Consider the following 12,785-nt stretch of genomic DNA (forward strand, 5'->3'; position numbering starts at 1 on the left):
CTGCACCCCTCCCGTATCGCGGCTGCCGTAACCGCGCCCGGGAAAGGGTGCAATTCGGACCGAACCTGGCGCTAGCGGCTCTTCGCGGCGAGCGGCACCAGGCGAACCGCGGCGCCGCCGCCGGGCGCGAGACGGATAGCCAGCCGGTCGCCGGCGGTGACGACCCTTGATTCGACGGCGATGGCCCGCGGGTTGGTGCGGTAGTCGGCATCGTCTCCGTCGCGATAGATTTCCGCTTTGTAGCGCGTGCCGGCATCGAGGAAGTCGAGCGGCACGTCGAAGCGGCGCTCCTGCTCATCGCCAACGGCGCCGATGAACCAGGCCGCGGCGCCGCGCTGCTTGCGCGCGAAGACCGCGAGGTCGCCCACTTCGCCTGCAATCAGGCGGCTGTCGTCCCAGTCGACCGCCACATCCTTGATGAACTGGAAGGCGCGCGGATTGGCGCGATAGTTTTCCGGCAGGTCCGCCGCCATCTGGATCGGCGAATAGATGACGACGTACAGCGCCAGCTGCTTGGCGAGCGTCGACGGGATCGGTGTATCGCCCCTGCCCGTCAGGCTGAGCACGCCGGGCGTAAAGTCCATCGGCCCCGACAGCATCCGCGTGAACACCAGGTTCGCCTCGTGCTCCGGCGGGTTCTTCGGCGCGCCCCAGGCATTATATTCCATGCCGCGCTGCCCTTCGCGGCTCACCCAGTTCGGATAGGTGCGCCGCAGCCCCGTATCCTTAACCGGCTCATGCGGGTTGACCGCGATGCGCCGTTCCGCGGCTTCCTTCACGACTTTCAGATGATGGTTCACCATCACCTGGCCCTGGTGCCATTCGAACCGCGTCTTCCCGTCCGGCCCGGCGGCCTGGATGCCTCCGGCGTCGGCAACATAGCCGGTCTTCACCGCGTGGATGCCCAGCCGCGCGTACAGGTCTAGCGCCGGCTCGAGCTGCTTTTCGTAGTGGGCGATGTTCCCCGCAGTCTCATGATGGCCGATGATTCCGACGCCTTTCTTGCGCGCATAAGCGGCAAGTGCCGGCAGGTCGAAGTCCGGATATGGCTCGGTGAAGCTGAAGTCCCAGCCGGTCGCGAACCAGTCGCCGTCCCAGCCCTTGTTCCAGCCTTCGACCAGCACGCCGCCGAAGCCGTTGTTCGCGGCGAAATCGATCATCCGCTTGGTGTTGGCGGTCGTCGCACCGTGCTTCGGCCCGGAACCCCAGGTCTGGGTGTCGAGGTGCATGCCCCACCAAATGCCGACATATTTCATCGGCTTGAACCAGCTGACATCGCCCAGCTTGTTCGGTTCGTTCAGGTTGAGGATGATCTGCGCGGACTTGTAGAGCGCCGGCGCGTCGGGCGCGATCATGATCACCCGCCACGGGGTCGCCAGCGGCAGGTCGCGGCTGACCTTCGCACCGCTCGAGGAAGGCATGAGCGTCGCCTTCAACACCCGGTCCGCAACGCGGCGGAGGTCCATGCCCGAATAATCGACCAGGGCCGCTTCGTGGATCGACAGGTGGAGCCCGCTTGCGGTGCGGATCGTCAGCGGCGTCTGGGCCATGCCGATCTCGTCCACCGGCGTCGTCCGGTAGAGATATTCCTCGCGGTTCCACTCCTGTGCGTCATCCCACCAGGCGGTGCCCGGCTCGGCGATGGTGAACTCGGTCAGTTCCTCGGCGATGTTCGCATGGGTGAAATTTGGTCCGCTCGGCAGCTCGTAGCGGAAGCCGATGCCGTCATCGAACAAGCGGAAGACGATCGTCATCCGCCGCTTCATCCAGTTCTTCTCGTCGAAGCTGAGGGTCAGCTCGTTATGGCGGTCGCGGATCGTGCGATACTCGCCCCACGGCTGCTCCCAGCTCTCATCGGCCGCACGGGTCGACTTGGAGGCGAGCGTGAAGTTGCGCAGCATCTGCGGCGCATCGGTGAACAGGAAGCCGAGGCGGCTTTCCGCGATCACCGGCTTGCCTTGGCGCGAGACGATATAGCCGACGCGGCCTTCGCCGTTCAGCGTCACGTCGAGGTGGATCAGGCCGCCGGGCGAATCCGCGCTGGCCACGATCTCCGCCCCGCTCGGCGCCTGCTCGGCCGCCGCCGGCACCGCGAACAGCAACAGGATCAACGCGGCAAGCAGGCGGAACAGGCTCATCTTATCTCCTCGACGATCGACGCGAAGGGGCCGAGCCGCTCAGCCGAGACGCTGCCGCATTGCAGCAGGCTGGTACCGGCGGGCGCGAACGACGCATCACGGTTCGACAGATTGAAGGTGCAGCGGAGGCGCTCGCCGCCGCCGGCGCGCTCGAATACCAGCTTCTGCTCGCCGGCTTCCAACATGCGGATCGCGCCGCTGCGGAGTGCCGGTCGATCGTGGCGGAGCGCAAGGCAGCGGCGGGTGAAGGCGAGCAGCGAAGAGTGATCGGCCTGCTGCCGGTCGATGGCGAGCGGGCGGTGAGCGTCGCCGGTCGGAAGCCATGGAGCCGCGGACGAAAAGCCGAGGTTCGGCGCATCCGCGACCCACGGCATCGGCGTGCGTGCGCCGTCGCGGCTGAGGGTCTGCGGCCAGTTGGCGATCGCTTCCGGGTCCTGGAGGCGATCGAACGGAACGTCGACCTGGGGCAGTCCCAGCTCTTCGCCCTGGTAGAGGATGATCGAGCCGCGAAGGCAGCTGAGCAGCAGCATCTTCGTCCGCGCGAACAGATCTGCGTCGGCGCCGCCCGCCCAGCGCGAGATTGCGCGGGGGGCATCATGGTTTTCGAAGGCCCAGGTCGGCCAGCCCCCATCTTCCGGCCAGTCCGCAACGACGTTCGCGACCAGCGCTGGCGTCAGGCGCTCGGCATAGAGGAAGTCGAAGCCATAAGCGCTGTTGAGCCGCTCCTGGCCCTTGGTGAAGGCCTGCATCTCGGCAAGCGGCTCGGGCCCGCCGACCTCCGCAAGCGTGAAGCGGTCGCCATAGCTGTCGATGACGTCGCGCAGCCGTTCCAGGAACCGCACGATGTCCGGGTGCGACTGGTTGTAAATGTGCTGCTGGAAGTCGAACGGGCGCGTCCGCTTGCCGCCATCCGCTGCCGGCGGATTATCGCGCAGCTGCGGGTCGTGCATCGCGAAGTTGATCGCATCGATACGGAAGCCGTCGACGCCCCGGTCGAGCCAGAAACGTGCAACGTCGAGCAACGCCTGCTGGACGGCCGGATTGTGGACGTTGAGGTCCGGCTGCTCAGGCAGGAAATTGTGCAGATAATATTGGCCGCGGCGCGCGTCCCACTGCCAGGCCGGACCGCCGAACACCGCCTGCCAGTTGTTGGGCGGCGACCCGTCGGGCTTCGCGTCCGCCCAGACGTACCAGTCGGCCTTGCCATTGGTCCGGCTCGAGCGGCTTTCCGCAAACCATGGGTGCTGGTCCGAGCTGTGCGAATAGACCTGGTCGATGATGACCTTGAGCTTCAGCGCATGGGCACGCGCGAGAAGCGCGTCGAAGTCTGCAAGCGTGCCGAACACCGGATCGACATCGCAATAGTCCGAAACGTCGTAACCGAAATCGCGCATCGGCGAGGTGAAGAAGGGCGACAGCCAAATGCCGTCGACGCCGAGATCGGCGACATAGTCGAGGTGCTCGGTAATGCCGCGCAGGTCACCGATGCCGTTGCCGTCCGAATCCGCGAAGCTGCGCGGATAGATCTGGTAGATGGCGGCACCGCGCCACCATTCGGTGACGGCACTGGCTTTGAGGTCGCGTGAAGGAGCGTCAGCGAGCACGGCACACCGCATAGCCGAGCGGCGCCAGCTCGACGCGCACGCTGCCGGGCGCCGAGGCTTGGCCCGGGCACGATCCCGCAAGCGTTGTGAAGGCACGCGAGTCCACATCGACCGTCACGTTCGCCGTAACCGGGGCCGTGGACGTGTTCAGGACGACCAGCACTTCCTGGCCGCCGAGGATGCGCGAGAAAGCGAGCAGGCCCGGCGCGTCGCCCGTCGCCGTACGAAAGACGGTACTTCCCCGGCGCAGCGCCGGTTCGCGCGACCGCACCTCCGAGAGTTGGGCGATAAGCTTGTACAGCGGGTGCTCGCCGTCGAAATTGCTTTGCGCCGTTGTCGCGGCGGACCCCACCAGCTTGTTGTCGTTGTACACCGAGGTCGCCGACGGGAACATGTCCTCGCGCGCGTCCTGATCGCCGCCGTCGCCGGCAAAGCCCTGTTCGTCGCCGTAATAGACGGTCGGCACGCCGCGCGCTGTCAGCATCAGCACATGGCCGAGCATCACCCGCTTCAGCACTTCCTCGTCGCTGGCATTCGGAAAGGCCTTGCGGACGTAGAATCCGAAGCGGCCCTGGTCGTGATTGCCGAGGAAGGTCGGAAGCCGCCGCGCCGCGGCCTCGCCGCCTTCGTAGAGCACGTCCTGGTTGAAGAAGTCGCGGAAGATGTCCGGTGCCGAGGTGCCGGCGATGGCGCGCAACGCGCCCTGCTTGAACGCGAAGTCGAGCACGGCCGGCAGCTTGTCGCGCCGCGAATGCTGGGCGAGCATGCCGGGCTGGAAATCGTCGTTCGCGACTTCGCCGAAGATGTGGAAGTTGGGAATGCCGCGCGCCTTGGCTCGCTTCAGCATCGCCGGGACAAAGGCTTGCCAGAACTCCGGGTTCACGTGGCGCGCCGTGTCGATGCGGAAACCGTCGATGCCGAAGCGGTCGATCCAGCTGCCGAACACGTCGATCATCCCGGCGACCACTTTCGGGTTCTCGGTGAACAGATCGTCCAGGCCGACGAAGTCGCCCATGGTGCTGGATTCGCCCTGGAAGATGCTGTCGCCGCGATTGTGATAATAGATCGGGTCGTTGAGCCAGGCTGGGACCTTCACGTCGCGCTCGGCCGGCGGCACTCGGACCGAATAAGCGTAGTTCGGGTCCTTGAGCTTCGCGAAGTTCGCCGCGCTGCGGGCCCGCTCGCCGGCGAAGCCGGAATTGATCGGCTTGCCCGTGACGCCACCCTGCCTTTGATAGGGATAATCGGCGATGCTGCGGTACGGGCACGCGCCCATCGCCTCGCATTCCGTGAACTTGATTACGTCCGCGGTGTGGTTGGTGATGATGTCCATGTAGACCTTCATGCCGCGCGCGTGCGCCGCGTCGACGAAGGCCTTGAAGTCGGCATTGCTCCCGAAATGCGGGTCGACCTGGGTGAAGTCGGTCACCCAATAGCCGTGATAGCCGGCGCTTTCCTGACCCGCCGGCCCCTGCACGGGCTTGTTCTTGAAGACGGGCGCCAGCCACACGGCGGTCGCGCCCAGCTTCTGGATATAATCGAGCCTCTGGGTCAGCCCCTTGAGGTCACCGCCGTGATAGAAACCCTTTTGCGCAGGGTCGAAGCCGGTCGTCAGTCGGTCCCCCGGCAAGCCGCCGCGGTCGTTGCTCGTGTCGCCATTCTCGAAGCGGTCGGGGAGCAGGAAATAGATGACCTCGTCCTCGGGAAGCCGATGGACGTACGACGGGCTAGCCGCCGCCATTGCTAGCGCAGCAAGCGCAATCATTGGACCGGGCTCGCGACGGCACGCGTTTCGCCGCTCATGACCTTGGCCAGCCAGTCCTCGTGGGTCGGGAGCGAAAGCGCGCGCTGCTGATAGGCCTTGGCAAGGCTCGCCAGAAAGTCGCGGAGCTCATCGCCGTCGATCGTCGCGGTGAGCGGCGTATGCGAACGCGGTTCCATGCCCTGGCCGATCATCACCTGCGCCCAGCCTTCCTCGGTGAACAACTCGCCCTCCTCCTTCACGATGACGCCGGACTGTTCGAAGAGGCGCAGCTTCTCGACCAAGGTGTCGGGCAGCGCCATATTCCTGCACTGGTCCCAGAACGGATCGCCTTGGCGGCCGTTGACCGTGTAGTGAAGGATCAGGAAGTCGCGGATCTGCTCCCATTCTGTCGCGATCTGGCGGTTGAAGATCTTGCGTCCCTGGTCCTCGCCTGGCGAGCCCGGGATGAACTTCATGAACCGCGCGATCGCTGTTTGCACCAGGTGAAGGCTGGTCGATTCCAGTGGCTCCATGAATCCGGCGGCAAGCCCAAGCGCGAGGCAGTTGTGCGACCAGGCGTCGGTCCGCCGGCCAGTCGTGAAACGGATCGGCCGCGGGTCGGCCTGTGCCTCGCCGTCGAGGTTCGACAGCAGGATCGACGCAGCCTCGTCGTCGCTGATGTGCGCGCTGCAATACACATGGCCGTTGCCGGTCCGGTGCTGCAACGGGATCCGCCACTGCCAGCCCGCCTTGCGCGTCGTCGCACCCGTGTAGGGTTGCAACGGTCCTTCCATGCGAGCGCATGGAACGGCGAGAGCCCGGTCGCACGCCAACCAATGCGACCAGTCGTCGAACGGCACGCCCAGCGTGCTCCCCAACAACAATGAGCGGAAGCCGGTGCAATCGATGAAGAAGTCGCCGTCGATCCGGCGCTCGCCGTTCAGCTTCAGCGCCTTGATGTCGCCGCTTTCGCCGTCACGCTCGACGGCCTCGATCATCCCTTCGAGGCGGACGACCCCGTTCGCCTCCGACAGTTTCCGGAGGTAAGCGGCGTAGAGGCTCGCATCGAAATGATAGGCGTAGACGAGGTCGCGCACGTTGCTCGGCGAGTGTCCGAGCCCGATCATGCGATTGGCCCGCGCGGCGACTTCGTTGAAATTGTAGAGCCCGAGGTCGCCCGCGACCCCCGCGAACTTCGCACGCAGCCAAAGGTCGCGGAACGGGTGGACGCCGACAGCCCGGCCTAACAGCCCGAACCCGTGCATGTAGCGATGGTCGCGGTCGCGCCAGCCTGCGAATTCGATCCCGAGCTTGAACGTTGCGTTCGTCTCGCGGAGGAAATCGGCCTCCGCGATTCCTAGCGCGTTGTTGAAATGATGGATCTGCGGGATCGTCGCTTCACCGACGCCGACCGTGCCGATCGCTTCGGATTCGACGAGCGTGATCTTCGCTGCCTGGCCGAGGAAGCGCGACAAAGCGGCGGCGGCCATCCAGCCGGCCGAGCCGCCGCCTGCGATGACGATCGAGATGGTTGGGGCGTTCATCGGCTCGACCTGATCGGCTGAATCTTCCGGCTGCAACTAGTTTCCGAACGCGCCCCTGCTCCGCCCCCGGGAACGATCGGTTCGTTCCCGGGGGCTCGGCGCATCAGGAGCCGCGCTCTGGAGCCGGCGCGGGCGGCGGCGGCGGGGGCGGCGGAACCGGGCACACGTCCGTGGCCAGGATCTGCGTCCCGTCGCTGCAGGTTTGCGTCGCCGGCGGCGCTACCACGGGGGGCGGCGGAGGCGGCGGCGGCGGAGGCGGCAACGGCGCTTCCGCACCGAACTTGTACGTCGCGCCCGCGACAAACCTGCGCCCGAACGTCTGGTAGCGCAGGAAGGCAATATCGTTGTCAGAGGCCTTCGGGTCGACGGTAGCAAGAGGCTCGTTGGTCAGGTTCTGGCCCTGCAGGTAAAGCGACAGGCCGCCGAACCGCGACGTGTTCGGGAAGTCATAGCCGACCTGCGCATCGAACACGGTCTCCGCGAGCACGAACTGGGGCGAATCGTCGCCCTTGTAGTCGCGGAACTCACCCTTGAACCCGCCGCGGTACCGCATGCTGCCGCGAACGTTGAACCCGCTGTTTTCGTAGAAGGCGGTGAGGTTCCCGACCCACTTCGAATAACCGGGGATGACGTCCTTTTCGCCCGCGAAGTTGCGGACGCTGGTCTTGGTGTAGCTGATGCCGCCGGTGATGCCGAAGCCGGACAGCGCCGGCGTCAGCACTTCGAACGGCAACGTACCGGCGAGTTCGAACCCGTAGAGCTTGCCGCCCTTCGTGTTGGCCAGCGTGTTCAGCGTGCCCTGATCGCTGACCGGCGGAATGCCGGTTGGCGGCGGAAGATCGCTGTAATCGAACGGGATCACGCCCCTCGAAATGTAACGCGTGATCTTCTTGTAGTAGGTCTGAAGCGAGATGTAGCCGCTGTTGCCGAAATACTTCTCGATGTTGAAGTCGAACGCAGTGGCCATGTACGGCTTGATGTACGGGTTCCCGCCGCTTCCGGTGATGATGTAGCCCTGCTGCGCGTTGGTCCCGTAGTCGATGTTCGACGCCATGTCCGGCAGGCGCGCGCGCATCATCTGGCGAGCCGCCGCGAAGCGGAACACCAGCCCGCTCGGTTGGCGAAGCGCGAGGTTCAGGCTCGGCAGCCACTCCCAATATTTGATCCCGACCTTGGTCGGTGTCGCGACCCCGTTCGGAAAGGCGACGCCTTCGGAGGTCTGGTCGGTGTGGACGGCCTGGATGCCGACATTGCCGGTGAGGTCGCCAGCACCGACCTGGCCGTTGATCTTGGCCATCACGAACGGGGTGAAGACCCTTTCGGTGACCTTGTACGGACGCTTGAGCACCGCATTGTCGAAGTTCTGCTGGAAAACCAGCGTCCCGTTGTCGAGCAGGATGCGCGGATCGTAGGCGACGATCGGCCCGATGCCCCGCATGAAGTCAATCGTGCCGACAAGCGCTTCCTGCGGGATGGCGATCGAACAAGGGGTGTTCGCCGTTCCGACGCTGGGGTCGCCGACTGGGCAGGTCCCGGTACCGCCCGGCACGAGGAAACCTTCGATGACGTTGAGCTTCTTGGACCGGTTCGAAACGGTGACACCGGCCTTGATCGAGTCGATGAACCCGCCGCCGATCTCGCGCTCCAGTTCGGCGCGCGCCTGCTTGATATCGTCGCGGGTGGTCCGGACAGCGTCATAGCCGGCCTGGACGCGCGACCAGCCCCAGCCCTGGGTGTCGGTCAGCACGAGCTGCGACGGATCGCCGAAATCGACTGGTCCGTTGAGCGTGAATTCCGGCCCGTGGTCGGTCCACACATAGTCGATGTTCGTCGCCGGACCGGCGCCCGCATAGCCGGTGCCGATCGTCGATTCGAGACGCTCGTCGGTACGGTCGGTGCGCGACCATGCAAGGTCGATCATCCCGCGCCAGCCATTGTGGCCGTCGTACTTCGTGTTCCAGCCGACCGAGTAGAGCTTCGCATCGCGATCGTTGGCATAGCCTTCGACGATCGGATGGATGCCGTTGAACGTGCCGGCAGTCAGGAACCCGTTATCGCTGTCCGTGCCAACGAGATTGTTGCCCTGAAACTCGATGCCGCGCTGGTTCACAAAGTCTTTGAAGTGGGAATAGAAGCCGTCCCACGTCATCGTCAGCGAATCCGAGACCTTCGCCTGAACGGTGCCCATGAGGCCGAGACGCTTCAGCGAGCTGGCTTCGAACCACTGCTTGATGCCGTCCGGCTTGTAGGTGTTGGCGTCGTAGTTGCTGAAGCCCCACGCCTGGAAGTCCTTCGTCTGATACGGCTCGTCCGTGTAGGAGGCCGACAGCGCGACGCCGATCGTGTCGTTGGCAAGCTGGTCGACGTAGGTCGCGAACCCGCGCCAGCCCTTGTTGCTGGCGTCCGGCATCAGCCTTTCGCCGACATACGTACCGCGCGCACCAACGGCGATCACGCGCTTGCCGGAATCGAGCGGCCGCACCGTGCGCAGGTCGACCGTGCCGACGAGGCCCTGCGGCGCGAGGTCCGCCGACGAGCTCTTGTACACGACGACCTGGTTCATGACTTCCGACGGGAACTGGTCGAATTCCACAGTCCGGCTGTCGTTGGTGGTGGTTTGCTCACGCCCGTTCAGCGTCGTGACGGAGAAGTCCGGGCCGAAGCCGCGGATGGAGATGATGCTGGCGCGGCCCTGGGTGCGCTGGGCGGCGAGGCCCGGCAGGCGCGCGATGGATTCCGCGATGCTGTTGTCGGGCAGCTTACCGATATCCTCGGCATTGACCGCTTCGATGATCTGGTCCTGCCGCTTCTTGGTGGCGGTCGCGTTGCGGAGAGCCGCACGGAAGCCGGTGACCACAATCGAGTCGTTCGCGTCCGCCGTCGGCTGGGTGCCGGTCGGCTGATCGTCCGAGGTCGCCTGCGCCGCAGCCTGAGCAGCAGTGGAAGCAGTCGCGGCAGCCGCCGTAGCTTCGCCCGCTTGAACATTAGCCGCCTGAGCCGCCGTCGCAGCCTGCTGGGCCGCGTCCGCCGTGGCGTCCTGCGCGAATGCCGGCGTCGCGATGAGCGCAAGCGCCAGCGGGCTGACCGCAGCGCACAGACGCCAACGTGAAGATGTTCTGATCATCCGAATTCCCCCTCAGGCCGGCCGATGCCGGACAGACATGATCGAGGCCTTCGAAAGCCCCTCTCCCGACGTTGAGGAATATCAGACGCTTGGGCGAGCGGAAGCGGCGGAACAGCTATACATACGTATTCAAGTCGCTAAGATTTCACCTTCATGACGCAGAGGCGGCCGACCTCCTTCGACATCGCTGCGCTCGCCGGCGTTTCCCAGCCGACGGTGTCGCGCGCGCTATCGGGCAGTTCATCGGTCAGCGAACCGACGCGTCAGCGGGTGCTCGAAGCCGCGGAACGGCTCAACTACAAAGTCGACCGAAATGCCTCGGCGCTGCGGCGCCAGCAGGCGCGGACGCTTGCTTTGCTGTTCTTCGAAGAGCTGCCCGACGGTTCGGAGATCAACCCTTTCTACCTCTCGCTGCTCGGGCCGATGGTGCGCCGCTGCGCCGACCGCGGATACGACCTGCTCATCTCCTTCCAGCAATTGTCGTCCGACTGGCACGTCGATTACGAAGACAGCCGGAAGGCCGACGGGATCATCCTGCTCGGCTATGGCGACTATGTTCAGTATCGCCCGCGGCTGGAGCAGCTGGTGGCGCGCGGCACGCATTTCGTGCGCTGGGGATGTTCCGCCAATGGTGGCGACATCGGCGCCACGGTGTCGTGCGACAATGAGCAGGGCGGCTATGAAGCGACGCGCCACCTGCTGGAGCGCGGCAAGCGGCGGATCGCATTCGTCGGCACCGGCGGGCCTGGCTTCCCCGAAGTCGAGGAACGATGGCGCGGCTATTGCCGTGCGCTTCATGCAGCGGGCATCGACCCCGCCGACCAGCCGCGCGCCGAAGCCGCGCCGAGCGAAGCGGAAGGACGCGCCGCCGTTGCCGAGATGCTTGGCCGGGGCGCCGACTTCGACGCCATCTTCGCGGCCAGCGACGTCGCTGCGATCGGTGCGCTCCATGCGCTGCAGCATGCCGGGCGAAGCGTTCCGGAAACCAGCGTCGTCGGTTTCGACGACATCCCCGCGGCATCGCTCGCAAGCCCGCCGCTGACTACCATTACGCAGGACGTGCGCGCCGCCGCGGAAGCGCTGATCGACACGGTCATCGAAGCCGTGGAACTTGGCGCAGCGACGGACCGGGTCCTGCCGGTCCGCCTGACGGTGCGCGAGTCGAGCTAGCCGGCGAGCGGCTGCATTACCGGCCCTTCGGCCGGCCGCCGCGCGTAAATCCCGAACGCCGCGATCACTGCATAGCAAAGCGCCGGCAGCAGCAGCGCGAACTTGAGGCTGCCCGACGTGTCGGCAAGCATGCCGGTCAGCAGCGGAACCACCGCGCCGCCGAAGATGGCGATGTTGATGATGCCCGAACCGTCAGCCGCCCGCGGTCCGAGTTTCTCGCACGCCAGGCTGAAGATCGTCGGGAACATGATCGAGTTCATCAGCCCGATCGCAAGCAGGCTCCAGGCCGACACCGAGCCGGTAGTGTTCGCGGAAAGTGCGATCAGCACGATTGCGCCGATCGCGACGAAGGCGAGGATCTTGCCCGGGCTCATGATGCGCAGGAACCAGGAGCCGATGAACCGGCCGACCATCGCGCCGCCCCAATAATACATGATCAGCTTGCCGGCCGCGGCGTCGGTCAGGCCGAGCACGTCCTGCTGCATCAGATAATTGACGATCAGCGAGCCGATCGAAACCTCGGCGCCGACATAAAGGAAGATGCACAAGGCGCCGAAGCCGAAGCGGGTGCGCTTGATCAGCGAGAAGCCGGCGAGCGGCGAGCTGCGGTCGTGCTTCTCGCCCGGCAATTTGTCGCGGAAAGCCCAAACGACCGCGGCAATGACGGCAAGCGCGACCGCCAGGCCGATATAGGTGTGGACGATCGCCTGCGTTTCCGCGGTGCGATATTCGTCGAGCGCAGCGCCCGACAATTGCGCCGCCGAGACGCCGGCAAGGCCGCCGAGGATCAGCGCCGAACCGACGCGCGGAAAGATGGTGGTGCCAAGGCTGTTGAACGCCTGCGCGAAGGTCAGGCGGCTATGCACCGTCCGCGCCGGGCCGAGCAGGCTGATCAGCGGATTGGACACGACCTGGACGACGACGACGCCGCTTGCGAGCACGAACAAGGCAAGCAGGAACAGCCCGTAGGTGGCGGTGGACGACGCCGGGATGAAAAGCAGGCAGCCGACCATCATGATCAGCAGGCCGGCCGCGGCGCCGCGCATATAGCCGATCTTCTTGACCAGCTGGGCGCCGGGAATGCCGATCACCAGATAAGCGGTGAAGAAGCAGAACTGCACCAGCATCGCCTGGGTGTAGTTGAGCGTGAACAGCTCCTTCAGCTTCGGGATGATCACGTCGTTGAGGCTGGTGATGCCGCCGAAGATGAAAAACAGCGCGAACACGAAATAGCGAAGGCTCGGCGCATCGACGCCGCCGTCGGGAAGCTCGAGCGAGGATGAATTGGCTTCGCCTTCAGTTGCTGCCGTCGGAATCACCATCGCCACTGCCCCCTGCCCTTCGATCCATGGCTATCGCGAAGCCGGTGGCTCGTCACCCCTTCACAGCCTGCATACGAATACACGCCGTTGTCATGCCCGCGAAGCTCTGCCAGCCTTCTTACCGGGTCAGCTGTGGGGG

At 65.4% G+C, this 12,785-nt stretch carries 7 protein-coding genes; 1 reads left to right on the forward strand and 6 read right to left on the reverse strand.

Features of this window, described 5'->3' with window-relative positions; translation table 11 throughout:
• Positions 1-71: 71 nt before the first annotated feature.
• From VIL42_00955 to VIL42_00975, 5 genes are all read right to left on the reverse strand, one after another.
• Positions 72-2,138 carry a glycoside hydrolase family 97 protein gene (locus VIL42_00955; GenBank protein HEY8591415.1) on the reverse strand — a complete coding sequence of 689 codons (2,067 nt, stop codon included), beginning with the start codon at positions 2,136-2,138 and terminating at the stop codon, positions 72-74.
• Positions 2,135-3,742 (reverse strand): alpha-glucosidase, encoded by a 1,608-nt coding sequence (locus tag VIL42_00960; GenBank protein ID HEY8591416.1) that lies wholly within the window; start codon positions 3,740-3,742, stop codon positions 2,135-2,137. Before VIL42_00960 ends, VIL42_00955 begins: the two co-directional genes overlap by 4 nt.
• Positions 3,732-5,483, reverse strand: a complete 1,752-nt coding sequence (locus tag VIL42_00965; GenBank protein ID HEY8591417.1) for an alpha-amylase family glycosyl hydrolase — start codon at positions 5,481-5,483, stop codon at positions 3,732-3,734. Before VIL42_00965 ends, VIL42_00960 begins: the two co-directional genes overlap by 11 nt.
• A 20-nt stretch (positions 5,484-5,503) precedes the next feature.
• Positions 5,504-7,030 (reverse strand): tryptophan halogenase family protein, encoded by a 1,527-nt coding sequence (locus tag VIL42_00970; protein HEY8591418.1) that lies wholly within the window; start codon positions 7,028-7,030, stop codon positions 5,504-5,506.
• A 103-nt stretch (positions 7,031-7,133) separates the two neighbouring features.
• Positions 7,134-10,154, reverse strand: coding sequence for a TonB-dependent receptor (locus VIL42_00975; protein ID HEY8591419.1), 3,021 nt, complete (start codon positions 10,152-10,154; stop codon positions 7,134-7,136).
• Between the two features lie 153 nt (positions 10,155-10,307).
• On the opposite strand from VIL42_00975, the gene VIL42_00980 reads away from it, so the two are divergent.
• Positions 10,308-11,324 carry a LacI family DNA-binding transcriptional regulator gene (locus VIL42_00980; protein ID HEY8591420.1) on the forward strand — a complete coding sequence of 339 codons (1,017 nt, stop codon included), beginning with the start codon at positions 10,308-10,310 and terminating at the stop codon, positions 11,322-11,324.
• Here VIL42_00980 and VIL42_00985 read toward each other — a convergent pair.
• Positions 11,321-12,646: a sugar MFS transporter gene (locus VIL42_00985; protein ID HEY8591421.1), complete on the reverse strand. Its 1,326-nt coding sequence runs from the start codon at positions 12,644-12,646 to the stop codon at positions 11,321-11,323. The two genes, VIL42_00980 and VIL42_00985, sit on opposite strands and share 4 nt — an antisense overlap.
• Positions 12,647-12,785 lie beyond the last annotated feature (139 nt).

This window comes from Sphingomicrobium sp., from assembly GCA_036563485.1.
Classification (GTDB): domain Bacteria; phylum Pseudomonadota; class Alphaproteobacteria; order Sphingomonadales; family Sphingomonadaceae; genus Sphingomicrobium.

Coding starts and splice junctions, on each gene's coding strand:
- VIL42_00955 (HEY8591415.1), bottom strand. CDS start 2,138: ATGAGCCTGTTCCGCCTGCTTGCCGCGTTGATCCTGTTGCTGTTCGCG.
- VIL42_00965 (HEY8591417.1), bottom strand. CDS start 5,483: ATGGCGGCGGCTAGCCCGTCGTACGTCCATCGGCTTCCCGAGGACGAG.
- VIL42_00970 (HEY8591418.1), bottom strand. CDS start 7,030: ATGAACGCCCCAACCATCTCGATCGTCATCGCAGGCGGCGGCTCGGCC.
- VIL42_00975 (HEY8591419.1), bottom strand. CDS start 10,154: ATGATCAGAACATCTTCACGTTGGCGTCTGTGCGCTGCGGTCAGCCCG.
- VIL42_00980 (HEY8591420.1), top strand. CDS start 10,308: ATGACGCAGAGGCGGCCGACCTCCTTCGACATCGCTGCGCTCGCCGGC.
- VIL42_00985 (HEY8591421.1), bottom strand. CDS start 12,646: ATGGTGATTCCGACGGCAGCAACTGAAGGCGAAGCCAATTCATCCTCG.